Raw genomic sequence first — 24,627 nt, forward strand, 5'->3', positions numbered from 1 at the left:
GACAGGCCGTGTCCCGTCTGAGCTGACGTGCTCAGGCTCTCGCCCCGATCCGCCCTCGTACGCGGGGTGCCACTTCCCCTCGGGAAGCGGTGAGGGTGTCGCTGTGGCCCCGTCTGTGCGCTGCCCCCGTGGCGCATGGGCGGGGCCTGTGGCTGCCCGTGCTGGCCTTATGGTTCCCGCATGCTTGTTGCCTGGGAAATCGACGCCGAGGACGTAGCCGGAAGCGAGGAGCGACCGGACGCTCAATCGGCATCGGAATTGATCACTGACGTTTTGCTGAACGTCTTTCAGGGCGAAGAAACCATGACCCGCGCTCACGTGATATTGCACGTTGCGACACCCCTGCATATGCAGATGATCAGCGAGGGGGCTGCCGCTGTGGAGCGGGGCGAGGAGTGGACGGCCGAGGAAGGGCCGATTCGGGTAACGCTACGCCCATAGCCACGTTTTCGCAGGTCAGAGCGGGTCCACCCAACTGTGTTAGCCTTTGCCGACACCGGGCGGGCCGACGAGCGCGAGCACCGCGCCCCCGCGCCGCCCGCCGACCACGCCCAGCCCCCGGTCGGCGCGTCGTTTGCGCACCGCCAGGTACTCGGTGATCCGTTCCTTGACGTCCTCCAGGCCCGCGTGGTCGGCGTCGAGCACGGCCTTGGCGCCGGGGATGTCGTAGGCGTCCTCGGTGCGCTCGTTCCACGGCATCTCCAGGACCGTGTCGAGCCAGGTGCGGATCCAGCCGCCCTCGGGGCTCTGGTCGGAGGCGCGCTCCAGCTTGGCGACCTCCTTGAGGGCCGCTTCGCGGACCTTCTCGGGCAGGTCGGCGGCCTCGACGCGGGCGCGGTAGTCCTCGGACTCGTTCTCCGGGTCGCCGTTGAGCTCGGAGAGCTCCTTGCGGACGGCCTCCAGCTGGCGGCGGAGCAGGAACTCGCGCTGCTGCTTGTCGACGCCTTCCTGGACGTCCTTGGCGATGGACTCGGCCACGTCCTGCTCGGCGAGGTGGTCGCCGAGCCACTTCACGGCGAGCTTCAGCCGGGCCACCGGGTCGGTGGTCTCCAGCAGCTCGACGCGCTGGGCGACGGTGAGGAAGGGCGAGTAGCCGGAGTTGTCGGCGAGCAGGCCGGGGTCCTCGATCTGCTGGACGCGGTCGACGACCTGCCAGGCGCCGCGCTTGCGCAGCCAGCTGGTGGCGAGGGCCTTGTACTCCTTCATCAGCTCGGCGACCGAGCCCGGGATGGGGTCGGGAGTGAGCTCCTCCATCGAGGTGCCCTCGACCCACAGGGCGGCGCCGGGGCCGGTCGTGCCCGCGCCGATGCGCACGCGGCGGTCGCCGCGGATGAGCGCGCCGGGGTCGCCGTCCGACAGCCGGCCCACCTGCTCGACCGTGCCCAGGGTGCCGACTCCCGCGTACGTGCCGTCGACGCGCGGTACGAGCAGCACGCGCGGCTTGGCGCCGGTGTCCTTCGCCGCGGCCTGGGCGGCCTCGACGGCGGCCCGGACCTCCGCGTCCGACAGGTCGAGCGGCACCACCATGCCGGGCAGCACCACCTCGTCGTCGAGCGGCAGCACGGGCAGGGTGAGCGGTGCGGACATCGAAGCCATGATCTCCCCTTCGGCAGGCAAGTTGAGCTATGCCGACTCAATGCACGGGGAACGGTGATTGTTCCCAGGCGCACGGTGGCAGCGTGTTCGCCGTGAGCGATCGCCCCGGGGACGGGTGGCGGAAGGTACGCCGAAGTCGGGTGTAGCCCGTCGGAGTGAATTAGGGCCCGGCGGGGCCCGGCGCTCAGCGGCCGTGGAGGGCGGTGTCCGCCGTGGGGCGCGGATCGTCGCCCTCGGCACACGGCCGCGAGGGCGCCGGGACGACGGTGCCGGCGAGGCGTCCGTGGAACGCTTCGGCGTCGACGGCCGCCTGGGCGGGCGGCACCGCGTCCGCCTCCGCCCGCTCGCGCGGGCGGCGCGGGCGGCGCGGGCCCGGCAGCCCGTCGCGGATCAGCGACCGGCAGGCGATTCCCGTGAGCAGCGCGATGGGGTGCCCGGCGCTGGCCAGCGGATCGATCAGCTCGATGAGGTCCTGGGCGCACATGGCGCCCGCCACGCCCAGCATGGTCCACCGCGCCGGGCGCGACACCAGCCCGGAGAGCGCGCCGATGCAGGCCATGAGGCCGAAGCTGATGCCGTAGTCGAGCCGGTGCAGCGAGGACTCCGGCAGCTGCCCGGCCGCGACGGCGCCGGCCACCGGGAGTTCCGTGGCGAGCGTGGCGAGGACGTGCCCGACGAGGAAGACCCCGGCCGTCCGGGCGCCGCCCACGCGCCGCTCCAGCGCGGTGAGGACGAGCGCGAAGGCCACGCCGTAGGCGGAGTAGAGCCCGCCGGCCACCCACAGGGCGCTGGCGACCAGGACGACCAGCGGCTGTTCGGTCAGGTGGGCGGCGTCCGTGCTGGAGTCGCGCAGCAGTTGGTTGACGGTGGCCTGGTCGCCGAAGTCGGCGTAGACGGCCGTGCCCAGCAGGATCAGGCCGTAGCAGAAGGTGAAGGGTGTGCCGGTGGGCGTGGGCAGCAGCCGGCCGAGGCGGCGGAGCGCCGTACGGAGGCGGCCGGGGGCGGCGGCCGCCCCGGGGGCGTTGCCGTCGGCGTCAACCGCAGTCACTCGGCCAGCCCCTTTCTGCGCATTTCTCCGGGCCTCCTTGAACATTAAGGTCCACGATCGGGCGCCGGATCAACCTCTGGTCGTGACTCCCGTCACCTTTGTCAACCTCTTGATGCGCAGCGGCGTCGGCCGATGCGTCGACAGTCACCGAACGGTCAACAGGAGGCAGCAGCACATGCAACACATGAAGCACAGCGACTCCACCGCCACCGTCCTCGACCGCCGCGACGGCCCCCACGGGGAGGTCGTGCTCAGACGGCGGGGCGAGCACTTCGAGATCATCGCCAACGGCTGTTTCCTGATGGACACCTCGGACGGGCGCTCCGAGCGGCTGCTCGTCGACGCGGCCCTGGCCGCCCTCCCCGCGGACCGGAAGGAACCGGCCGTCCTGATCGGTGGCCTCGGTGTGGGCTTCTCGCTCGCCCGGGCCGTCGAGGAGCCCCGCTGGGGGCGGATCGCCGTCGTCGAACGGGAGGCGGCCGTCGTGGACTGGCACCGCTCCGGCCCGCTGGGCGCGTACTCGGCGGCGGCGCTCGCCGACCCCCGCGCCGAGATCGTCCACGCCGACCTCGTGACGTATCTCCGGGCGCCGGGGCGCGGTTTCGACGCGCTCTGCCTGGACATCGACAACGGCCCCGACTGGACCGTCACGGAGGACAACGGCAGCCTCTACTCCCCCACCGGACTCGCCGCGTGCCGGGACCGGCTGACGCCCGGAGGGGTGCTCGCCGTGTGGTCCGCGCAGCCCTCCGCGGCGTTCGAACAGGCCCTCCGTAATGCCGGGTTCGCCGGGGTAACGACGGAAGAGATCACCGTTGCCCGAGGCGTCCCGGACGTCGTTCACCTCGGCATCCGTGCCGCGTAGCCGAGTCCCGCCGGGTGCCCGTACCCTGCCTTGCACAGGTGCAGGACCCGTAGTCACTTCGCTACGGGAACACGCTTAGGGGCGGGGCGCATGGAGCACACACACATCGGCCCGAGCGGCGTCGTGGCGTCGACCGGAGCGCAGCGCCGGGTGCTGATCGTCGAGGACGACCGGACGATCACCGATGCCATCGCGGCCCGGCTGCGGGCCGAGGGCTTTCAGGTACGCACCGCGGGCGACGGACCCGCCGCCGTCGACACCGCCGAGGCATGGCAGCCGGATCTGCTGGTCCTGGACGTGATGCTGCCCGGTTTCGACGGCCTGGAGGTCTGCCGCCGGGTGCAGGCGCAGCGGCCCGTGCCCGTCCTCATGCTGACCGCGCGCGACGACGAGACCGACATGCTGGTCGGCCTGGGCGTCGGGGCGGACGACTACATGACCAAGCCGTTCTCGATGCGCGAGCTCGCCGCCCGGGTGCACGTGCTGCTGCGCCGGGTGGAGCGGGCCACGCTGGCCGCGCACACCCCGCGCAGCGGCATCCTGCGGCTGGGCGAGCTGGAGATCGACCACGCGCAGCGCCGGGTGCGGGTGCGCGGCGGGGACGTCCATCTGACGCCGACCGAGTTCGACCTGCTCGTCTGCCTGGCCAACACCCCCCGCGCGGTCCTCTCCCGTGAGCAGCTGCTCGCGGAGGTGTGGGACTGGGCGGACGCGTCCGGCACCCGGACCGTGGACAGCCACATCAAGGCGCTGCGCCGCAAGATCGGGGCGGAGCGGATCCGTACGGTGCACGGGGTCGGCTACGCGCTGGAGACCCCGGCGGCATGACGGCGCACATGGCCCGGGGCGGGTGGCATGACTCTTTACGGTGATCCCGGTGTCCGGTGAGCGCCGGCCGCCGCAGGGTCTGTGGAGCAGGCTCTGGGAGGCGCTGCGCCCCCTGGACCCCTACCGGTCGGTCAAGGCGGCACTCGGCGCGCTGGTGATCGGCTCGGTGGTGATCACCACGTTCCTGGTGTTCGTCGCCATCCACTCGGCGACCGAGCTCCGGGTGATCACCGTCTTCTCGATCATCGCCTCCCTGCTGATCACCCAGTTCGTGGCGCACGGCCTGACCGCGCCGCTGGACGAGATGACCGAGGTCACCCGGTCGATGGCACAGGGTGACTACACCCGCCGGGTGCGGGCCGGGCGACGGGACGAGTTCGGGGATCTGGCCGAGGCCTTCAACCGGATGGCGGCCGACCTGGAGGCGGTGGACACCCACCGCAAGGAGCTCGTCGCCAATGTCTCGCACGAGCTGCGCACCCCCATCGCGGGGCTGCGGGCCGTGCTGGAGAACGTGGTGGACGGGGTCTCGGCCCCCGACCCCGAGACGATGCGCACCGCGCTGCGGCAGACCGAGCGGCTGGGCCGGCTGGTGGAGCAGCTGCTGGACCTGTCCCGGCTGGACAACGGGGTGGTGCCGCTGCACGCCCGGCGCTTCGAGGTCTGGCCCTATCTGGCGGGGGTGCTCAAGGAGGCGAGCATGGCCTGCGGCAGCGGCTCCTCGCCGCGCGCCCGCAAGGACGTCCATCTGCACCTGGACGTCTCTCCCCCGGAGCTCACGGCGCACGCGGACGCCGAACGGCTGCACCAGGTGGTGGCCAATCTGGTGGACAACGCCGTCAAGCACTCTCCCCCGCACGGCCGCGTCACCGTCCGTGCCCGCCGGGGCGAGGGGGCCCAGTCGCTGGCCCTGGAGGTGGTGGACGAGGGGCCGGGCATCCCCGAGGCCGAGCGGCACCGCGTCTTCGAGCGCTTCAACCGGGGCACCGGCGCCTCGCAGGGGCCGGGCACCGACGGCGGTACGGGCCTGGGCCTGGCCATCGCGCGCTGGGCGGTCGACCTCCACGGCGGGAGCATCGGGGTGGCCGAGTCCCCGCGTGGGTGCCGCATCAAGGTCACGCTTCCGGGAGGTCCTCGTGAGCCGAGTTGACGTAGGGTCGGTGGTGGGAGCACACATCCGACCGGATGCAGGGCAGGATTCGGCGAACCCAGGAGAGCCCGGGGTCAAGCGGAACCTTCGGGTTTTCCCAGCTCTTCGTGCCCTGAAACCCGACGTCGAGTGTGACTTAGGCGACGACTGGCCCGGGTGGCCTGCATTAAGGGTCCCGACAGGCGTAGCCTTTATTCCCGCTGTCCACCACCTTAGGAAGCGGAAGAGGGCGGTTGCCGCCGTGTCGCCACAGTCCCCCAACACCTCGAGCGTCTCGACCGACCAAGCAGGGCAGGGCAAAAGCCCTGCCGATGTGTTCGGTCCCAATGAGTGGCTCGTCGACGAGATCTACCAGCAGTACCTCCAGGACCCGAACTCGGTCGACCGAGCCTGGTGGGACTTCTTCGCCGACTACAAGCCGGGCACTGCCCCGGCTCCGCCGGGGCAGGCAGTGACCGGGGGCGCCCCGAGCGCCGCCGCGCCGGTCGCCACCCCTGCCGCGCCTCCGGCAGCACCGGCCGCTCCGGCCGCCGCCCCGCAGGCCGCTCCGGCTGCCCCTGCGGCCCAGGCGCCGGCCGCGCCCGCCGCGGCCCCGGCCGCCGCGAAGCCCGCCGCCGCTGCCGCGGCGAAGCCCGCGGTTACCAAGCCCGCCGTGGCGAAGCCCGCTGCCGCCAAGGCGGCCGAGCCGGCCGTCGGTCCGGAGTTCGTGACGCTGCGCGGTCCGTCCGCCGCGGTCGCCAAGAACATGAACGCCTCCCTGGAGCTGCCGACGGCCACGTCCGTCCGCGCGGTCCCGGTGAAGCTGCTGTTCGACCAGCGCATCGTCATCAACAACCACCTCCAGCGCGCCCGCGGTGGCAAGGTCTCCTTCACGCACCTCATCGGCTACGCCATGGTGCAGGCGCTGAAGCTGATGCCGTCGATGAACCACTCCTTCATGGAGAAGGACGGCAAGCCGACCCTCGTCAAGCCCGAGCACGTCAACCTCGGTCTGGCCATCGACCTGGTCAAGCCGAACGGTGACCGCCAGCTCGTCGTCGCGGCCATCAAGAAGGCCGAGACCCTGAACTTCTTCGAGTTCTGGCAGGCCTACGAGGACATCGTCAAGCGCGCCCGCGTCGGCAAGCTGACGATGGACGACTTCACCGGGGTCACCGCGTCGCTGACCAACCCCGGCGGCATCGGCACCGTGCACTCCGTGCCGCGCCTGATGCCCGGCCAGGGCCTCATCATCGGCGTGGGCGCCATGGACTACCCCGCCGAGTTCCAGGGCACCTCGCAGGACGCCCTGAACAAGATGGGCATCTCCAAGGTCATGACCCTGACCTCGACGTACGACCACCGGGTCATCCAGGGCGCCGCCTCCGGCGAGTTCCTGCGGATCATGCACCAGCTGCTGCTCGGCGAGAACAACTTCTACGACGAGATCTTCGAGGCGCTGCGGATCCCCTACGAGCCGGTCCGCTGGCTCAAGGACATCGACGCCTCGCACGATGACGACGTCACCAAGGCCGCCCGGGTCTTCGAGCTGATCCACTCCTACCGGGTCCGCGGCCACGTCATGGCCGACACCGACCCGCTGGAGTACCGCCAGCGCAAGCACCCCGACCTCGACATCACCGAGCACGGCCTCACCCTGTGGGACCTGGAGCGCGAGTTCGCGGTCGGCGGTTTCGCCGCCAAGTCGATGATGAAGCTGCGCGACATCCTGGGCGTGCTGCGCGACTCGTACTGCCGCACCACCGGCATCGAGTACATGCACATCCAGGACCCGAAGCAGCGCCGCTGGATCCAGGACCGCGTCGAGCGCCCGCACCACAAGCCGGAGCGCGAGGAGCAGCTGCGCATCCTGCGCCGGCTGAACGCGGCGGAGGCTTTCGAGACCTTCCTGCAGACGAAGTACGTCGGCCAGAAGCGCTTCTCGCTGGAGGGCGGCGAGTCCGTCATCCCGCTGCTGGACGCGGTGCTGGACGCGGCCGCCGAGGCCCGCCTGGACGAGGCCGTCATCGGCATGGCCCACCGTGGCCGGCTGAACGTCCTCGCCAACATCGTCGGCAAGTCCTACGCGCAGATCTTCCGCGAGTTCGAGGGCAACCTCGACCCGAAGTCGATGCACGGCTCCGGCGACGTGAAGTACCACCTGGGTGCCCAGGGCGTCTTCACCGGCCTGGACGGCGAGCAGATCAACGTCTCGCTGGCCGCCAACCCCTCCCACCTGGAGACGGTCGACCCGGTCGTCGAGGGCATCGCCCGCGCCAAGCAGGACATCATCGGCAAGGCCGGCACGGACTTCACCGTCCTGCCGATCCAGCTGCACGGCGACGCGGCCTTCGCGGGCCAGGGCGTCGTGGCCGAGACCCTGAACATGTCGCAGCTGCGCGGCTACCGCACCGGCGGCACCGTGCACATCGTCATCAACAACCAGGTCGGCTTCACCGCGCCGCCGGAGTCCTCGCGCTCGTCGATGTACTGCACCGACGTCGCCCGGATGATCGAGGCGCCGATCTTCCATGTGAACGGTGACGACCCGGAGGCCGTGGTCCGCGTCGCGCGGCTCGCCTTCGAGTTCCGCCAGGCGTTCAACAAGGACGTCGTCATCGACCTGATCTGCTACCGCCGTCGCGGCCACAACGAGTCCGACAACCCGGGCTTCACCCAGCCGCTGATGTACGACCTGATCGACAAGAAGCGCTCGGTGCGCAAGCTGTACACCGAGTCGCTGATCGGCCGTGGCGACATCACCCTGGAAGAGGCCGAGCAGGCCCTCCAGGACTACCAGGGTCAGCTGGAGAAGGTCTTCGTCGAGGTCCGCGAGGCCGACACGGCGCCCGCCGAGGCCCCGGCCCCGGCCCCGCTGGACGGCTTCCCGATCGCGGTGGACACCGGGATCTCCCAGGAGGTCGTCAAGCGGATCGCCGAGTCGCAGGTCAACCTCCCCGACGGCGTCACGGTGCACCCGCGTCTGATGCCGCAGCTCCAGCGCCGCGCCTCCAGCGTCGAGGACGGCACCATCGACTGGGGCATGGGCGAGACCCTGGCCTTCGGCTCCCTGCTGATGGAGGGCACCCCGGTCCGGCTCGCCGGCCAGGACTCCCGCCGCGGCACCTTCGGCCAGCGCCACGCGGTGCTGGTGGACCGGGAGACCGGCGAGGACCACACCCCGCTGCTCTACCTCTCCGAGGACCAGGCCCGCTTCAACGTCTACGACTCGCTCCTCAGCGAGTACGCGGCGATGGGCTTCGAGTACGGCTACTCGCTGGCCCGCCCGGACGCGCTCGTCCTGTGGGAGGCCCAGTTCGGTGACTTCGTCAACGGCGCCCAGAGCATCGTCGACGAGTTCATCTCCTCCTCCGAGCAGAAGTGGGGCCAGACCTCCGGCGTCACCCTGCTGCTGCCGCACGGCTACGAGGGCCAGGGCCCGGACCACTCCTCGGCCCGTGTCGAGCGGTTCCTCCAGCTCTGCGCGCAGAGCAACATGACGGTCGCCATGCCGACGCTGCCGTCGAACTACTTCCACCTGCTGCGCTGGCAGGTCCACAACCCGCACCACAAGCCGCTCATCGTCTTCACCCCGAAGTCGATGCTGCGTCTGAAGGCCGCGGCGTCGAAGGTGGAGGAGTTCACCAGCGGTCGCTTCCGTCCGGTGATCGGCGACGAGAGCGTCCAGGCCGAGGCCGTCCGCAAGGTCGTCTTCTGCTCCGGCAAGGTCTACTACGACCTGGAGGCCGAGCGGCAGAAGCGCGGTCTCACGGACACCGCCATCATCCGTCTCGAGCGCCTCTACCCGCTGCCGGGTGAGGAGCTCCAGGCCGAGATCGCCAAGTTCAAGAACGCCGAGAAGTACATCTGGGCGCAGGAGGAGCCGGCGAACCAGGGTGCGTGGCCGTTCATCGCGCTCAACCTGATCGACCACCTGGACCTGGCCGTCGGTGCCGACGTCCCGGCCCGCGAGCGACTGCGCCGGATCTCCCGTCCGCACTCCTCGTCCCCGGCGGTCGGCTCGGCCAAGCGCCACCAGGCCGAGCAGGCGGCGCTGATCGCCGAGGTCTTCGACGCCTGACCTCTCGCCCTCCGGGCATGAAAGGGGCCCGCACCGCTTCGGCGGTGCGGGCCCCCGCCGTTTTCCGGTGCGGCCCGGTGGGCACAAACCAGGGCTCAGCCCAGATACGGCTCGAAGTCCCAGTACGGGCGGATGCGTTGGCGGGCGGCGAGGGTGTGGGGGTGCTGGGCGCCCAGGGAGCGGGTGAGCCGCTGGAGGGCGTCCTCCTCGATCTTGCCCGCCTCCTCGTGCTCCCGGAGCCCCCGTAGATCCATGGCGAGGGCCACTTCGCAGGAGAGGGTGAAGGGGTGGTCCTCCCCCAGCGCGTGCCGGGACCGCCGCAGGGTGTCGCGGCTGAGCTCCAGGGCGCTCTCGATCCGCCCGGTGAAATTGCGGCCGCCCGCCGCGTTGAGGGCGCAGCCCAGGACCCAGGGGTGGTCCGGGCCGAGGGTGGCGGTGAGCCCGGCGAGGGCGGCTTCGAACATGGTGAGGGCCTCGGAGCGCTCCCCGGCGGCCTGGAGGATCAGGCCCGTGTTGGAGAGCATGCCGGTGCTGATGGGGTGGGCGGGGCCCAGCAGTTCACGGAAGCCGGCCTCGCCCTCGGCGATGAGGTCCTTGGCCTGCGCCAGGTCGCCGTGTTCGCGGGCGTAGTTGCCGTGGTCGACGATGAGGCCGATGGTGGCGTAGTGGCGGCGGCCGTGGACCTGCTCGGTCTGTTCGAGGAGGCTGGCCAGGGCGCCGCCCATGTCCGCCAGGCCGCCGGCGCGCCGCTCGCACAGCAGCAGGTTGTGCCGGGCGCGCAGGGTCTGGGGGTGCTGGGGGCCGAGGACCTGGACGTGGATGCGCATGCCGAGCTCCTGGCGGGCCAGCGCGTCCCGGTAGCGGCCCATCAGCCGCAGGTCGCGGGCGCAGGCCATGGCGGAGACGAGGGTCGAGGCATGCCGGGCGCGCAGCAGGGTCTCGCGTTTGCGGAGGGTCTCCAGGTCGATCTCGTACGCCTCGGTATAGCGGCCGAGGAGGCGCAGTCCGACGCCGAGGTTGTGCTGGGCGAGGAGGGTCAGGTAGTCGTCGGGGCCGAGGAGTTCGAGGGCGGTCTCCAGCACCTCGCGCTGGGCCTGGAGGGCTTCGTCGTACTGGCCGAGGTAGCGCTGGTCGGCGGCGAGACAGCTGGTGGCGGTCATCAGCCGGGTGCCCCCGTGGCCGGGGGTGGCGCGGAGGCGTTCCAGCAGGGTGCGGTCGAGTTCGTAGGCGGGGCGGAAGTGGCCGTAGGCGCGGAGGATGTTGCCCTGCTGGGTGGTGAGCTCGACCATCCTGGGGTGCTCCGGGGGGTGGAACTCCGACCAGTGCTCGCGGACCTGTTCGGCCAGGGCCGTTCCGGTGCGGAACTCGCCGCTGCGGAAGCAGTAGCGCAGCAGGTTGAGGACGGTCTCCTGGACCCGGGCGTCCCGGCTCGTGAGGGCGCCGGAGGGTTCGAGGTGGGGCAGGAGCTCGGCGTAGCGGGGCCAGAGCCGGGAGTCCTGGGGGTTGCCGGGGTCGGCCGCGGCGAGCATGGAGCGGACGACATGGCGGTGGGTCTCACGGTCCGCGGGTGAGGTGAGGCGGCCCACGATGTCGTGGACGATCCGGTGCATGTGCACGGATTCCTGCTCGGGGCCCGGTTCCTCGCCGGCGAGGGCGGAGCGGGTGTCGCGGGTGACGACCGAGTAGTTGACGAGGGTGTCGAGGGCGCGGGTCCAGGCGGCGAGGTCGGTGGCGAGCCAGCCGAGGCCCTCAGGGAGCTCGGCGGCGGGCAGGTGGCGGACGAGGCCGATGGGGATGCGGCCGGGGGCGAAGGCGGCGCACAGGGAGAGCAGCTCCACGGCGTGGGGCTGGTCCTCGCGGAGGCGGTTGATCAGTATCGACCAGGAGGTGAGGGAGGAGCGGGGGACGCCGTCGAAGCCGCCCTGGTCGGCCAGTTCGGAGAGTTCGCCGTCGCGGACCATGCGGAGGTAGTCGGCGACTTCCATGTCGGACTCGCCGAGCCAGGCGGCGGCCTGGACGAGCGCGAGGGGGATGTCGGCGAGTTCGGCGGCGATCTCGTCAGCCTCCGCGGCGGTGAGCCGGGGGGCGCGGCGCATCAGATAGCCGGTGCTCTCGTGGCGGTCGAAGCCGGGGATCTCGACCAGGGTCGTCCGGCTGTCGCTCCAGCTGCGGTTGCGGGAGGTGATCAGGACGTGGCCGGGACCCTCGGGCAGCATGTCCTCGGCGCTCTCGATGTCGTCCCAGCCGTCGAAGATCAGCAGCCAGCGGCCGTAGGGGTCGCCGCGGCGCAGCGCCTCGTGGAGGGCGCGGATGCGCTCGCCGGGCTCGGAGCCGCTGATCAGGCCCAGTTCGGGGGCGAGTTCGCCGAGGCGTTCGCGCAGGGTGCCGCGTGTATCGGAGTTGATCCACCAGATGACGTCGTAGTCGGAGCTGAAGCGGTGGGCGTACTCGGCGGCCATCTGGGTCTTGCCGATGCCGGACATGCCGAGGAGGGTGACGACGGCGGTGCCCTGCTCGGCGTCCATCAGGTGCTGCTGGAGGCCGTTGAGGAGGTCGTCGCGGCCGGTGAAGCGGACGTTGCGCCGGGGGACCTCGCCCCAGACGGCCGGGGGGTCATTGGGGTAGCGGGAGCCGGGGCCGGCGGGCAGGGGGCGGCGGGCGCCGCCGGTGGGCAAGCCGAGCCGGGTCAGGAGCCGGCGCTCTGCCTCCTGGGCGCCGACGCTCCACAGGTCGACGGGCTCCAGGACGGCGGTGGCCGGGAGCAGCGCGCGGTTGGTGAGGTTGACGGCGGCGAAGCGCTCGGCGTGAGCGGCGACGATGCCGCGCAGGGCGGCGCTCCACTCGCCCTCGCGGCGCGGGCCGAGCTGGAAGAACCAGTCGCTGAGCACCAGCAGTATCCGGCCGGAGGCGAGCAGCAGGTCGTCGATGGAGCTCTCCAGGGGCACCTCGCGGCGCGGGTCCCAGCGGTGGAGGGTGACCCGGTGTCCGTGGGACTCCAGCCGGTGGGCGATCCAGGTGGCCCAGGGCCGGTGGAACCCGGCGAAGACGACGACGAAATGCTCGCCGTCCCGCCCTTGCGCGCCGGTGCCGGCCGCTTGCCGCTGCGTGGCCATCCGCAGGTCTCCCTCACTGTTCCGCGCCGCGTCGGCCGGGGCCGACCCTGGACACGAGATTACCGTACGTCACCGACAGGTGACGCTGTGCCGATCGTCACGTCGGGTCCGCCGGGCCGTGTCAGCCCCGCGAGGTGCCGTTCCATGGCGATCACGAACTCCCCTCCTGCGGGAGTCAGTTCAGCCGATTCAAGCAGGATATTCAGGGCTCGCGCGACCTGTCGGAGGCAGGAATCACGGCGGGTACGGGCCTCGTGCCGGGCCGTGGGCGTCAGGCCCGGGAGCAGCGCCGCCCGGACCCGGAGGTCGGCGAGGGCGAGGTGGGCGTAGGCGCCCTGGAGGACGCCGCCGACGGGCCGGGGGTCGGGGCGCCAGGCCACCCGGTGGAGGGCGGGCCGGCCGTGCGGCGGCGGGGCGTGCAGGGGGACGAGGTCGTGGAGCACGGCGAGTTTGCCGTGCTGGGTCTCGTGGACGAGGACCTCGGCGAGCTCCCACGGGGAGGACGGCGGGGTGGTGAGGACGGCGCCGGGCGCCACCCGGTAGGTCGCGCTGACCTTGGTCCCGGGCCGGCCGGCGGGGGCGAGCGGCACCAGGCAGCGCAGCAGGGCCGTCACCTCCGTGGCGCGCGCCGGGTCGGCGGCGCGCAGCAGGGCCAGGGCGGCGCGCCAGTGCCGGGCCCAGGGCCCGCCGGCGGTCCGGGGCGCGGCGGGGAGCGCGTAGCGGCCCGCGCCGCCGGGCGGGGCGCGGTACGGGTCCAGGTCGTCCAGGCGGACCGGGCCGCCCGCGAGCCGGAGCAGCCCCTGCCAGCCGGGCCCGTGGCCGGTGACACGTCCGGCCGCGCGCAGCAGCAGGGCACCGCCGTGCCCGCCGGGCGGGGCCAGCCGGGCGGCGGGGCCGTGGGCGGTCAGCCGTACCGGGGAGTCCGTGGTGCGCAGCAGGCCGGTACCGGGGAGCGCGAGCCGTCCGCCGGGGGCGGGGAGGTCCAGGGCGAAGTCGGCGCCGGCGCGCAGGGCGGCGGTGGCGGCGACGGCGCCGAAGTGGCCGAGGCGCAGGGCGAGCGTCTCCCCGTCGGGGGCGGCGAGGGTGTGGGCGAGCCAGGTGCCGACGGAGGGGTAGTCGAGGGTCTCGGCGACCCGGTCGGGGTGGTGCGCCTCGGCGTGTTCGAGCAGTCGCCAGTGCTCCTCGAAGCGCGCGCGGGCGGGGCCGGGGACGGCGGGGGGCCGTTCCAGCCGGGTCAGCAGGGACTTCAGCAGCAGGAGCCGTCCGCTGTGCAGGCCGTCGAGGAGGAGGGCGACGTCGCCGGGGGCGCTCCGGGTCCGGGCGAGCCGGGCCAGGGTCGCGGGGGTGACGCGGCCGGGTCCTTCCGGGCGGCCGCCCGGGATGCCGTCCGCCGGCCGGGGTCCGGTCACCGGCCGGGGCGCGCCCCGGTGACCCCGCCCTCGCTGCCCTCGCCGCCCGAGTGCCATGCCTCCGCGAGCCGCCCGGTGCAGCGCAGCACGCCCTCCACGGCGGCCGCCAGGGCGGGGTCCCGGGAGGCTCGTAGGGCGCGCAGGCCGGTGCGGGCGAGGTCGGGCAGGGGCGACGGACCGGGCGCGCCGTCCGTGCGACCGGTCACCGGGGCGTTCTCCAACTGGTTCACGCTCTTCTCCTCCCTGCCGCCGTCCGCCGGAAACGGGCCCGCGCGGCTGCACGGTTCTTCCCAACGCCCCCGGTTCGGAAACCCGTTCGGTGGCCGGTCCGGTGGGGCGTGCCGGTGCCGGACGGTCAGTTGACGAGCCGCGCCACCGCCTCCCGGGTCGCCTGGACCTCGGCCCAGGGCACCTCGGCCAGCCGGCCCGTGAGGTCGCGCCATTCGCGCTGCCCGTCGCGGTAGGCGGCCAGGGCCGCGCGGCGCAGCCCCATGCGTTCCAGGGCGTCGCCGTAGCGGTGGAGAGCGCGGGCGGCGGTCACCGAGCCCGGGCCGTCGGGGGCGGGCAGCCGCCGGGCCTCCTTGGCGGCGGTGTCGAAGGCCGCGGCGGCGTCGGCCACCGGCAGGGCGCCCTGCCGGTCGCTGAGCAGCAGCCGTGCGGTGCCCAGTTCCAGCCATGCCTCGGCACGGGTGGCGCCGTCCGGGGCCCGGCGCGCGGCCTGTTCGAGCAGGTGGCAGCTTTCGTAGAGGTCGGGCAGGTACCCCTGGCGGCCGAAGCGCAGCACCAGCGCGCGGCCGAGCGCCAGCTGGGCGCGGGTCCGCAGGGGCGACCGGCCGGGGCTGACGGCGTACGCCTCGCGCAGCACGGACTCGGCGCGGGTGACGGGATCGGCGGCGTCCCCGGCGTCGCCGCCCGGGGTCCCGGCGGCCGGTGCCCGGCCGAGCAGCGACTCACCCCATTCCACGAGGAGTTCGCAGCGCCGGAGGCTGTCGCGGGCGGTGAGGCCGACGGCCGCCGCGTACGCGTCGTCGGCCTCGGGCCACTGGTCCGCCGCCGCGTGGGCGCGGGCCTGTTCGGTGCGGCAGCGCAGCCGTTGGGCGTCGTCGGTGGTGGCCGCCACGGCGGCGTCCAGGACGGCGAGAAGTCCGGCGCCGGGGGCACCGGCCGCCCGGAGCGCGGCGGCGAGGTCGAGGAGCGCGGCGCAGCGCTGGACGTCGGGGGCCTGCTCGCGTTCCAGCAGGCGGCAGGCGGTGCGGAGTTCGGCGGCGGCCTCCTCGGCGTACGGGCCGGGCGCCGTGCCGGTCCCTGTCAGCGCCAGCAGGGTCCGGCCCAGGCGGAGGTGGCGGGCGGAGGTGCCGGGGGGCAGCGCCCGCAGGACGCGGGCGGCGGCGACGAGGTGGTCGCGGTCGCCGTCGTCCTGCCACAGCGCGTAGGAGACGTCGGCCAGGCGGAGCGCGGCGGTGGCGCGGGTGTCGCCGTCGGGCGGGGCGTGGGTGAAGGCGTCCTGGAGGTGGTCCGCGGCCTCCTCCAGGAGGGCGCGACGGGACGTGGCGTCGTTCCGTACGGACTCCGTGCCGACGAGGGCCTGGAGCACGCCGCCGAGGACGAGCCGGGCGCGCAGCCCCTCGGCGGGTGCCGCGCCGGGGAGCGGGGCGGTCGCGGCGGGACCGGCCAGGGCGCGGGCCTGGTGGAGCAGCGAGGGGTCGCCCTGGACCTGCCAGAGGCGCAGCAGCCGTTCCGCCTCGGCGACGGGGCCGCTCTCGACGGGCACGGGCCGGTACCAGCGGACCACCCGGGCGGGGACCTCGGCGAAGAGCTCCGGTTCGGCGGCGTCCCGGCGCTCCTCGGGCGGGCCCGGGGGCGCGGGGGCGATGAGCTCCTCGCCGGCGAGCTGGGCGGCCGCGCGGGCGGAGAAGTTGCGGGCGCCCTTGCCGAAGTGGCGCTCCACGTAGTCCGAGCAGTGCTTGAGGACCAGGGCCGCCGCGCCCCGGTCGAGGGAGTGCAGCAGCATCTCGCGGACGCCGTCGGCGAATTCGTACCAGGGACCGGTGCCGGTGTCCGGGTCCATGTCGGGCAGCCGCCACAGCAGCCCGCTCAGCAGCACCTCGGCGAGCTCCATGGGCCCGGTGTCGGGCAGCATCGCGCGCTGGACCAGCTGCATCACCGGGAGGGTGAGCGGGACGGCCGCCAGGTGGACGGCGAGCCGGAGGGCGCCCGGCGAGGCGCCGGCCCGGAAGGCGCGCAGGAGTTCGTCGGCGCTCCGGGTGCCGGGGGCGCCGGGGGCCGGCGCGGGGCGGGGCGGATGGCCGGGCAGCAGCCAGCCGGCGGCGCCGCGCACCGTCGTACGGCCGGGGCCGGACAGCAGCCGGGCCCAGACGCCGAGCGCCTCGGCGGTGGGCAGCAGGACCGGTACGGGCAGGGCGCCGGGGCCGGGGCCGGGCCCGTAGCCGTCGGGGGTGAAGCGGGTCCTGCCGCCGGTGGCGGGGTCGCGGCGGAGCAGCCCGGGTTCGGCGGGCAGCGCGGTGCGGGGCCACAGGCGGGGCGGCAGGGGCTGGACGACGGCCAGCGGGGCGGTGCGCGCCCAGTGGTGGAGCATGCTCTGGGCGCGCCCCTCCTGCCACAGGGGGCCCACGCAATCGCTGACGACGAGGGTGAGCCGGCGCCCGGTGGGGTCGCGGAACTGGCCGGCGGGGCGCGGGCGGAGATGCCGGGCGCCCCCGGCGTCCCGTCGCGCCATGGTGCCGACGAGGGGCGTGCCGTCGGGGGCCCGGTGCAGATAGCGCACCTGGACGTCGCGGAAGACCCCGAGCTGGGCGCAGGTCTGCCGCAGTTCCTCCAGCATCCGCTCCCAAACCACCATGGAGGGTGAAGTGTCCATCACCAGCTGTACGGCCGCCGGGCGGCGCTCGCCGGGCCGGTGGACGGGCTCCAGCAGCCCGGTGCGGGCGGCGGAGTCGGCGGTGGCGTCCTCGTCGAGGGGGCCCGGGAGGGGCGCGGCGAGCGTGCGGTAGCCGCGCAGGGGCCGCAGCGCGCGCTGGAGGCCCAGGAGTCCGGGCAGGGACGAGGCCATGGGGACACGTATGGGGAAGGTGTCCACGGCGCCCGGGTGGCCCTCGCCGCGCGCGTACAGGGACACCCGTTCCCGGCGTCGCGCCCGCGGCGGGTCGTCGCCGGGCCCGGACGGCCGGACGGCGCCGCCGGGGCGGTCCGTACGGGCGCCGGGGGCCGGGTCCGCGGCACGGGAGACCGAGGCCGCGCTGTCCAGCCGTCCGGTGGCGGCCGGCCCGTCCGGCGGTTCACCGGCGGCGCCCGGGCCGACCCACTGGGCCAGCCACAGGGCGTCGGCGATCTCTTCCGCCGTGAGGTCCCAGTCCGCGGCCCGGAGCCTGCCGACCAATTGCCCCAACCGCCGGTCGGGGGGCGCCGTCATCTCTCATCACCTCGGGCGGTCGAGAGGCTGCATGAGCATGTCCGCGAGCCGGTCGCGGGTGACGCGTTCGGTGCGCGGGGCGTGCTGGGTGAGGAAGAGGGCGTTGAGCAGCTGGTCGGCGGCGATGACCTCGCCGGGCTCCCGGTCCAGGAAGCGCTGGATGAGCTCGTCGCCGTCGGTCACGGCGTCGTCGCCGAGGTGGGCCCGGACCATCGCGGTCAGCTGCTCCTCGCCCGGCGCCTCCAGCTCCAGCTGGACGCAGCGGCGCAACAGGGCGGCCGGGAAGTCGCGTTCGCCGTTGGAGGTGAGGACGATCAGCGGGAAGGTGGTGCAGCGCACCCGGCCGCCCTGGATCGCGGCCCGGCCGCCGTCGTCGGTGAGCACCTCGACCTCGGGTTCGAGGTCGGCGATCCGCTCCAGCTCCGGAAGTCTGAACTCCCCTTCCTCCAGCGCGTTGAGCAGGTCGTTCGGCAGGTCGAGATCGCCCTTGTCCAGCTCGTCGACGAGCAGTACCCGGGGCTGGGCGACCGGCAGCAGGGCCGTGCCGAGCGGGCCCAGCCGGACGTACGAGCCGATGGAGCGGCGCCCGGTGCCGGTGGCCTCGCCGCCGGCCCGCTCCAGCTGGACGTCCTGGAGGCGGGCGATGGCGTCGTAGTGGTAGAGGCCGTCGCGCAGGGTGGAGCGGCTGACGATGGGCCAGCGCAGCACCCGGCCGAGGCCCAGCTCGTGGGCGACGGCGTGGGCGAGCGTGGACTTGCCCGTTCCGGGGTTGCCGGTGACGAGGAGCGGGCGGCGCAGATAGAGGGCGGCGTTGACCGCCTCGACCTCTTCGGGGCGCGGGTGGTGGTTCTCCACCAGGCGGCGCAGCACGCCGAGCCGGCGGGCGGCGCTCGGGTCCGCTTCGGCGCCGGTGTCGGGGCCCGAGGAGGCGAAGTCCCGCCAGGGCGGGGGCGGCGGCAGCCGCCGGATTCCGTCGTGCGGCAGCCCGGCTCCCCGGTAGATCCGCCAATCGTTCACACTCGGCTCCTCGTGGCTGGTGGGTGACCGTGAGACCGACGGCGCCGCCCGGGGCCCCGACACGGCCCGCCCCCGCCCGACGGTACCGTCCGGGGACCGCCCTGCCGACCCCTCTTCACCCTTCCCTGTACGCGCAATTGACGCGCTGTCATGCCGCGCCTCCGGGTCTGGGCAGCGGGGCGTACAGCGGCTCGCCGGGCGACGGCGGATGGTGCGGCGAGTCGTAGAGCAGGGCTATCGAGCGCGCCCATTCCGCCTCCGGGTCGGGGGCCTCCGGGTCGGCGCAGGCGATCCGGAGGCTGCGTATCAGCTGGGGCAGTCCCCCGGCGGTCCCGGCCTCGCCCACCAGCAGGGAGACGCGCCGGTGGAATTCGGCGCAATCCGTGTGCCCCGTGGCGCATCGTCGCCAGATCACCACCGCGTGCCCGGCGGCCAGCGCCGCCTCCATGGCCGTAGCGCCCGCTCCGACAGCCGCCTCGCCGCAGTAGACCGGAATGGCGGAGTCCGCCGCGAACGACAGCCTGCCGTACGCCGCGTGCCCGCCCTCCCGGCCAGGTCCGCCGTGGCCCTTGAGGGGCGCCTCCCGGCGCAGCGGCACGGCGGTCAGCGGGCCCCGGGAGGTGCCGTCCCAGCGCTGCTGCCACTCCGGGGTCGGGGGCTGGTCGCGGCGGCGGCGGTCCCGGACGACCACCACCCGGCGCTGTCCCAGCGGCAGCGTGTGCGGGTCGATGCCGCCCCCGTCGGCGCCGGGCGGCGACAGCTGCCAGGAGTCCACCGGCTCGTCGAACAGCTCACGCGGCAGCATCATGTGCAGCTCCGCGAGATGGCCGCCGGCGTCGCCCTGCCGCAGCGCCCGCGCGATGGGCTCGCGGAGCGTCTCGCGCAGCTTCGCGCGGGGGACGCCGATCTCGTCGCCGACGAGCGGGTTGACCACGCCACCGTCCAGCAGCAGCTTCACGCGCCACGGGTAGCGGTCGCCGTAGACGGGCGAGTCGACCTGGACGAGCACGTCGGCCCGGGCCCCGGAGGGCGCCGCCACGCCCGGCTCCACGTCCCGGCGCTCGGGCTTGCGCAGTTCGACCGTGCCGGGCGGCGAGGGAGCGCGCGGGCCGTCGGGGTCGTCCGAACCCCCGTGGAGGATCCGGTGGATCTCCACCCTGATGACGTCCGGCAGCGGCTCGGCCTGGGCCGCGATCCAGGTGGACAGCTCGCGCAGCGGCTCGGTGTCGTCCAGGGCCCCGAACCGGCTGACGGCGGCCGCGACCCGCGCCGCGTACAGCAGCACCGCCTCCAGCTCCAGATCGCGGTCCGGGCCGGCTTCCACGCGGCCGTGACCGCCCTGCCCGCCGTCGCGCAGGTCGTAGAGCAGGCCCACGCCCTCCCGCCAGCTGCGCGGGTCGTGCTCGACGCCCGGCTGGTACGGCTCCTGGATCACGCGGCGCTTGACGGTCTCCACCAGCGCCATGACCTCGCCCGGGGTGGCGGGCGGCGACAACTCCGCGAGCCGGGCGAACAGGTGGGTGCGCAGGACGGGCGTGAGGCCGTCCGCGGGGCCCGGCCGCAGCGCCTGCTGCATGCCGGTCCAGCCGGCTCCGGTGCCCACGGCGCGGTAACGGGCGTAGTGGTGGCGGTCGTGGGCGCGGATGACGGCGTGCAGCCGGTCGCGGCCGGGGAGGTCGTCGGCGAGCCGGCGCAGCGCGGTGATGGGCACGGCCAGCCCGGCGGTGTCCTTGCCGCGCCCCTTGCACACGCCTATGACCGCGCCGCGCGCGGTGTCGACGACGGGCCCGCCGGAGCAGCCGGCGACGGGTATCTCCCCGCGCAGCAGCATGGCCGTACCGTCGGCGCCGTCCCCGCCGGTGGCGGTGCCCACGCCGAAGCGCAGCCCGAGCTCGCCCATGTCGAACGACCAGCCGTGGAGGCTGATCGGGGCGGGCACGACCGCCGAACGGTCGCTCAGCCAGAGGCACTCGGCGCCCTCCGCGCCCTCGACCTCCAGCAGCGCGAGGTCCGGCAGCCGCCAGGGCCTGGGGGGCACGTCGGGGTCGGCCGGCATCGGCAGGGCGAAGGCCACCCGGCCGGGGGCGGTCCGCCCGTGCCAGTCGGTGACGTCGACGGCCGTGGCTCCGCGCAGCACGTCGCCACCCCCGTTCCCCACGACATGGGCGCACGTCAGGACCCAGCCGGGGGCTATGAAGAATCCGCTTCCCCAGAACCGGGCGCCGCTCGCGTCATACCCGCCGCCGGGCGCGGAGATGCGTACGACGGCACGGCGCGCGGTGCCCTCCAGGGCGCTCAAGGGGCGCCGTGGGCCGTGGGCTCCGGCCCGGCGGCCGCCGGGTCCTCCCGGCGGCCGTCCCACTTCAGCGTCACCGTGATCGACGCCTTGGACTCGCCGTCGGCTATCAGGCTGATGACCTGGCCCGCCTTGGCGGACAGCTCGATGCCGAACTCCACGGACACCTCGTCGGGCCGCGCCGCCGCGAGGCCCATCCGCACGGAGTCCGCGACCCCCCGGACGGTGTCGGCGAGCCCGCCCGCCATGCCGGCGACGCGCCGGGCCGCGCCGGAGTCCGCGTACGAGGAGTCCGCGTACGGGGCGTCCTCGTCCTCGTACCCGCCGGGCCCGGCGTTCTTGGGCCCGTCCAGTTCCTGTGCCTCGGTGACCCGCGCCCAGACGACCGTGCCGTCGTCGAGCCGGACCTGAGTGATCCCGTCGGCCATACGCCCGTCCACCCCCGTCGACCGCGCGTGATGCGGCAGGCACAGCAGGCTAGTCCCAGGGCGGGACGGACGCGAGAGGCCGTGGCCAAAGGCGGGTGGCCCGCGCGGCCTATCCTGGGCGGGACCGATTGGCTCATCCCCTGACGGAGATCACGTTGTACTTCACCGACCGCGGCATCGAGGAGCTGGAGAACCGGCGGGGCGAGGAGGAGGTCTCCCTCGGCTGGGTGGCCGAGCAACTCCGTACGTTCGTCGACCTCAACCCCGACTTCGAGGTCCCGGTCGAGCGCCTGGCGACGTGGCTGGCACGGCTGGACGACGAGGACGACGAGTAGGGCTGACAAAGTCAGCCCGTCCGGCGTTTGAGGACCGGGGGTCCGGGGGCGGAGCCCCCGGAGGAAACGGTGAAAGGGCGGGGTCGGGGCCCCTCACGCCTTGCGCGACCGCCACACGTCGTACGCCAACGTGAGCGCCCCGTCCACCACAAGCGCCGCACCAGCCACCCGCAAGCCGCGGCGACCGCCCCGCCGCCCGAGCGCCCAGAGCGACACCCCCGCCGCGACCTCCACCGCGCCGAGCGTCCGCGCCCGCGGCCCCCGTATCCAGCGGCCCAGCGCCCCCCGCTCCGACGCGTCGAGGCCGTCGCGCACCACCGTGCGCCAGCCCGGCCACTCGACGGTCTCCGCCTCCGGGGCCGCGTCCGCCGCCGCGCGCAGCCCGGCGGCGCCGGTGCCCGGGGCCAGGCCGGGCGGCAGGTGCAGTCCGGCGCGGGCCAGGACGGCGACGAGCCCGAGCACCCGCGCGGTCGCGTCGGCGTCCGAGTCCGGCAGGGTGAGCCGGTCGAACGCCTCCGCGTCCAGCACCGGGTCCAGGCCCAGCCGGGCCCGCAGCGCCGTCATGGCGCTCTCCTCCCCGAGCGGGGAGCCGTCCGCCAGCCAGGTGTAGCCGACCGTGCGGCGGAAGCCCGCCGCGACGACGAAGCCGGCTCCTTCCGCGTCCCACCACAGGCCCACGGCCGGCCAGGGTTCGGCGACGGTCAGGGCGTGCGCCCACTCGGCCGTCAGGGCGGCCGGGGTCGCGTCCTCCGCGTGCCAGGCCTCCTCCCCCGGGACCAGCACGGTCCACTCTTCCCCCGCCGGGGCGAGGAACAGCGGCTCGCGCAGGAGCTGGGCGGAAGGACGGACGCGGTCGGGCTCGGCCCGGCAGAGCAGCAGGACCCCCGCCGCCGGACTGTGATCAGTAGCGGACATGCGTCAACGCTATGCCACTCCGAAGCCCCTTGACTTCCCGGGGCCACGATATATCGTGTTCCGTGGAAGACGCGATATATTGCGTCGCGAGTATCCGAGGTGTGCCGCACGACGCCTGCCATGCCGCACGCCCCACCACGCAGTACGCCTGTACGGAGGAGGCCCGGAATGCCGGACCGGTCGCAGTGGTCACTGGCCGCACCCCAGAAGCTCACCTTCGAGGAGCCCGTCACGGCGCTCGCGGTGCGCATCGTGGGCGGCACCGTCAATGTCGTGGGCAAGGACAGCGGCCCCGCGGGGCTGGAGCTGTCCGAGATCGAGGGAGCCCCGCTCGTCGTCACCTTGCGGGACGGCACCCTCACGGTCGCCTATGACGACCTGCCCTGGAAGAACATCCTCAAGTGGTTCGACCGCAGCGAGTGGAAGCGCTCCGCCACGATCACGCTGACCGTGCCCACGGCCACCCGCGTCGAGACCGGCGTCGTCGGCGCGAGCGCCGTCGTCTCCGGCATCGCGGGCCCCACGGCGGTCAAGGGCGTCACCGGGGACATCACCCTCGTCGGGGTCAGCGGTGACGTCCGCGCGGAGTCCGTCTCCGGGCGGCTGGAGGCCCAGTCCCTCGGCGGCGACCTGCGCTTCAACTCCGTCTCCGGCGACCTGACCCTGATCGAGGGCACCGGCGGCCGGGTCAAGGCGGAGTCCGTCAACGGCGACATGACCATCGACCTCGCCGGCGCCGCCCGCACCCCCGACCTCGCGCTGACCACCGTCTCCGGCGAGGTCGCCATCCGGCTGCCGCAGCAGGTCGACGCCGACGTCGAGGCCAACACCACCAGCGGCCCGGTCTCCTGCGCCTTCGAGAACCTGCGGGTCGGCGGCCAGTGGGGCGCCAAGCGGATCACCGGCACGCTGGGCGCGGGCGGCGGCAAGCTCAAGATCACCACCGTCTCCGGCGCGGTCGCGCTCCTGCGCCGGCCGCCGTCCCCCGATGACGACGCCCCCGCGTCGGGAAAGGTCCTCTGATGCCCCCCGTCTTCGGCCACGGCCGACTCCGCCTGTACCTGCTGCGCCTCCTCGACGAGGCCCCGCGCCACGGCTACGAGGTCATCCGCCTGCTGGAGGAGCGCTTCCAGGGGCTCTACGCCCCCTCCGCCGGCACCGTCTACCCCCGCCTCGCCAAGCTGGAGGCGGAGGGCCTGGTCACCCACACCACCGAGGGCGGCCGCAAGGTCTACTCGATCACCGACGCCGGCCGCGCCGAACTCGCCGACCGGCGGGGCGAGCTGGCCGAGCTGGAGCTGGAGATCCGGGAGTCCGTCGCCGCGCTGGCCGCCGACATCCGCGAGGACGTGCGCGGGGCCGCCGGCGACCTGCGCCGCGAGATGCGCGAGGCCGCGCTGAAGGCCCGTACGGACTCCGCGGCCGGCGGCTCCGGAGGTCCTGGAGACTCCGGAGGGGATTACTTCGCCGGGGCGAAGGAGGAGTTCCGCAAGGCCAAGGAGGAGTGGAAGGAGCAGGCCCGCCGGGCGAAGGAGGAGAGCCGCCGCGCCCGCCAGGACGCCCAGACGGCCCGCCAGCAGGCCCGGCAGGCCCAGGAGCAGGCGCGCCAGGAGGTGCGGCGCATCACCGAGCGCGTCCAGGAGCAGGTCCGTGAGCACGCCCGGCACGGCGACTGGCCCGCGGGCATCACCGAGGGCGTCAGCGCGCTGGCCAAGGAGCTCGGCACGCTGGCGGGGCAGATGCGCACCGGACGGTCTCCGGGACACTCCGCCGACGAGCCGGAGCCGGAGCCGGTGATCGTCGTGGAGCGTGCCGAGGACGAGCCGCTGCGCGCCTCATATCCACTGCCCGAGTGGGCGGTCGCCGATGACGCCCTCTCCAAGGAACCGGCCCGTGACCTCGACCGGCTGCTGGACCGCTTCCGCGACGAGGTCCGCGACGCGGCCCGCGATCAGGGGGTGACGCCGGATCAGCTCCGGCAGGCCCGAGGACACCTGGCGGCGGCTGCCGCGCAGATAGGGGAGCTGCTGAAAGCGCCCAAGGCGCCGTAGGCGCCGAAGGGGCGCGGGGAACTGCGCGCTCAGCCATGGACGGCCCGCAGCCGTCCCTCGGCGCCCCGTGGCTCGCTCGGCCAAGC

17 protein-coding genes and 1 pseudogene are annotated in these 24,627 nt (G+C 74.0%); 8 read left to right on the forward strand and 10 right to left on the reverse strand.

Annotated features, from left to right (window positions below):
- Nucleotides 1-180 precede the first annotated feature (180 nt).
- Nucleotides 181-441: a hypothetical protein gene (locus RM609_RS17985; protein WP_311612091.1), complete on the forward strand. Its 261-nt coding sequence runs from the start codon at nt 181-183 to the stop codon at nt 439-441.
- A 45-nt stretch (nt 442-486) separates the two neighbouring features.
- Here the strand turns inward: RM609_RS17985 and RM609_RS17990 are convergent.
- Together RM609_RS17990 and RM609_RS17995 are read right to left on the reverse strand one after the other, a co-directional pair.
- Nucleotides 487-1,596, reverse strand: a pseudogene (locus RM609_RS17990) (LON peptidase substrate-binding domain-containing protein); the annotation flags it as partial.
- A gap of 184 nt (nt 1,597-1,780) precedes the next feature.
- Nucleotides 1,781-2,644, reverse strand: a complete 864-nt coding sequence (locus RM609_RS17995) for a rhomboid-like protein (protein WP_311612093.1) — start codon at nt 2,642-2,644, stop codon at nt 1,781-1,783.
- Nucleotides 2,645-2,819: 175 nt separating this feature from the next.
- On the opposite strand from RM609_RS17995, the gene RM609_RS18000 reads away from it, so the two are divergent.
- The 4 genes from RM609_RS18000 to RM609_RS18015 all read left to right on the forward strand — a co-directional run bounded on the left by RM609_RS18000 (nt 2,820) and on the right by RM609_RS18015 (nt 9,547).
- On the forward strand, nt 2,820-3,509 hold the full coding sequence (locus tag RM609_RS18000; protein ID WP_311612095.1) for a spermidine synthase family protein: 690 nt from the start codon (nt 2,820-2,822) through the stop codon (nt 3,507-3,509).
- Nucleotides 3,510-3,599: 90 nt separating this feature from the next.
- Nucleotides 3,600-4,337, forward strand: a complete 738-nt coding sequence (locus RM609_RS18005; protein WP_126916018.1) for a response regulator transcription factor — start codon at nt 3,600-3,602, stop codon at nt 4,335-4,337.
- Between the two features lie 49 nt (nt 4,338-4,386).
- On the forward strand, nt 4,387-5,487 hold the full coding sequence (locus RM609_RS18010; protein WP_311612097.1) for a HAMP domain-containing sensor histidine kinase: 1,101 nt from the start codon (nt 4,387-4,389) through the stop codon (nt 5,485-5,487).
- A 241-nt stretch (nt 5,488-5,728) separates the two neighbouring features.
- A complete protein-coding gene (locus RM609_RS18015; RefSeq protein ID WP_311612099.1) occupies nt 5,729-9,547 on the forward strand; it encodes a multifunctional oxoglutarate decarboxylase/oxoglutarate dehydrogenase thiamine pyrophosphate-binding subunit/dihydrolipoyllysine-residue succinyltransferase subunit in 3,819 nt (1,272 codons plus the stop codon).
- A 95-nt stretch (nt 9,548-9,642) separates the two neighbouring features.
- Here the strand turns inward: RM609_RS18015 and fxsT are convergent, their stop codons facing one another.
- The 7 genes from fxsT to RM609_RS18050 form a co-directional block, all read right to left on the reverse strand.
- Nucleotides 9,643-12,660 carry an FxSxx-COOH system tetratricopeptide repeat protein gene (gene fxsT, locus RM609_RS18020; RefSeq protein ID WP_311612101.1) on the reverse strand — a complete coding sequence of 1,006 codons (3,018 nt, stop codon included), beginning with the start codon at nt 12,658-12,660 and terminating at the stop codon, nt 9,643-9,645.
- Between the two features lie 59 nt (nt 12,661-12,719).
- A complete protein-coding gene (locus tag RM609_RS18025; RefSeq protein WP_311612102.1) occupies nt 12,720-14,069 on the reverse strand; it encodes an aKG-HExxH-type peptide beta-hydroxylase in 1,350 nt (449 codons plus the stop codon).
- Nucleotides 14,066-14,299 carry an FxSxx-COOH-like cyclophane-containing RiPP peptide gene (locus RM609_RS18030; RefSeq protein WP_311612104.1) on the reverse strand — a complete coding sequence of 78 codons (234 nt, stop codon included), beginning with the start codon at nt 14,297-14,299 and terminating at the stop codon, nt 14,066-14,068. Before RM609_RS18030 ends, RM609_RS18025 begins: the two co-directional genes overlap by 4 nt.
- A 125-nt stretch (nt 14,300-14,424) precedes the next feature.
- Entirely contained in the window at nt 14,425-17,499 is a 3,075-nt protein-coding gene (locus RM609_RS18035; RefSeq protein WP_311612106.1) for an SAV_2336 N-terminal domain-related protein, read from the reverse strand.
- A gap of 6 nt (nt 17,500-17,505) precedes the next feature.
- Nucleotides 17,506-18,516: an AAA family ATPase gene (locus RM609_RS18040; protein WP_311612108.1), complete on the reverse strand. Its 1,011-nt coding sequence runs from the start codon at nt 18,514-18,516 to the stop codon at nt 17,506-17,508.
- 148 nt (nt 18,517-18,664) lie between these two features.
- On the reverse strand, nt 18,665-20,815 hold the full coding sequence (locus tag RM609_RS18045) for a VMAP-C domain-containing protein (protein WP_311612110.1): 2,151 nt from the start codon (nt 20,813-20,815) through the stop codon (nt 18,665-18,667).
- Entirely contained in the window at nt 20,812-21,240 is a 429-nt protein-coding gene (locus tag RM609_RS18050) for a CU044_2847 family protein (RefSeq protein WP_311612112.1), read from the reverse strand. Before RM609_RS18050 ends, RM609_RS18045 begins: the two co-directional genes overlap by 4 nt.
- A gap of 155 nt (nt 21,241-21,395) precedes the next feature.
- Here RM609_RS18050 and RM609_RS18055 point away from each other — a divergent pair, with 155 nt between their 5' ends.
- Nucleotides 21,396-21,575, forward strand: coding sequence for a DUF6104 family protein (locus RM609_RS18055; RefSeq protein WP_126916014.1), 180 nt, complete (start codon nt 21,396-21,398; stop codon nt 21,573-21,575).
- A 93-nt stretch (nt 21,576-21,668) separates the two neighbouring features.
- Here the strand turns inward: RM609_RS18055 and RM609_RS18060 are convergent, their stop codons facing one another.
- A complete protein-coding gene (locus RM609_RS18060) occupies nt 21,669-22,490 on the reverse strand; it encodes a hypothetical protein (protein ID WP_311612115.1) in 822 nt (273 codons plus the stop codon).
- 168 nt (nt 22,491-22,658) lie between these two features.
- Here RM609_RS18060 and RM609_RS18065 point away from each other — a divergent pair, with 168 nt between their 5' ends.
- Together RM609_RS18065 and RM609_RS18070 are read left to right on the forward strand one after the other, a co-directional pair.
- Nucleotides 22,659-23,513, forward strand: coding sequence for a DUF4097 family beta strand repeat-containing protein (locus tag RM609_RS18065; RefSeq protein WP_311612116.1), 855 nt, complete (start codon nt 22,659-22,661; stop codon nt 23,511-23,513).
- Entirely contained in the window at nt 23,513-24,541 is a 1,029-nt protein-coding gene (locus tag RM609_RS18070) for a PadR family transcriptional regulator (RefSeq protein WP_311612118.1), read from the forward strand. Before RM609_RS18065 ends, RM609_RS18070 begins: the two co-directional genes overlap by 1 nt.
- The last annotated feature ends 86 nt before the right edge of the window (nt 24,542-24,627 follow it).

This window comes from Streptomyces hesseae (genome assembly GCF_031845785.1).
In the GTDB taxonomy this organism is placed as follows: Bacteria; Actinomycetota; Actinomycetes; order Streptomycetales; family Streptomycetaceae; genus Streptomyces; species Streptomyces hesseae.

Excerpts from the sequence above, each read along its gene's own strand:
- fxsT (WP_311612101.1), bottom strand. The coding sequence starts at position 12,660 with ATGGCCACGCAGCGGCAAGCGGCCGGCACCGGCGCGCAAGGGCGGGAC.
- RM609_RS18035 (WP_311612106.1), bottom strand. The coding sequence starts at position 17,499 with ATGACGGCGCCCCCCGACCGGCGGTTGGGGCAATTGGTCGGCAGGCTC.
- RM609_RS18005 (WP_126916018.1), top strand. The coding sequence starts at position 3,600 with ATGGAGCACACACACATCGGCCCGAGCGGCGTCGTGGCGTCGACCGGA.
- RM609_RS17985 (WP_311612091.1), top strand. The coding sequence starts at position 181 with ATGCTTGTTGCCTGGGAAATCGACGCCGAGGACGTAGCCGGAAGCGAG.
- RM609_RS18050 (WP_311612112.1), bottom strand. The coding sequence starts at position 21,240 with ATGGCCGACGGGATCACTCAGGTCCGGCTCGACGACGGCACGGTCGTC.
- RM609_RS18065 (WP_311612116.1), top strand. The coding sequence starts at position 22,659 with ATGCCGGACCGGTCGCAGTGGTCACTGGCCGCACCCCAGAAGCTCACC.
- RM609_RS18000 (WP_311612095.1), top strand. The coding sequence starts at position 2,820 with ATGCAACACATGAAGCACAGCGACTCCACCGCCACCGTCCTCGACCGC.
- RM609_RS18070 (WP_311612118.1), top strand. The coding sequence starts at position 23,513 with ATGCCCCCCGTCTTCGGCCACGGCCGACTCCGCCTGTACCTGCTGCGC.
- RM609_RS18060 (WP_311612115.1), bottom strand. The coding sequence starts at position 22,490 with ATGTCCGCTACTGATCACAGTCCGGCGGCGGGGGTCCTGCTGCTCTGC.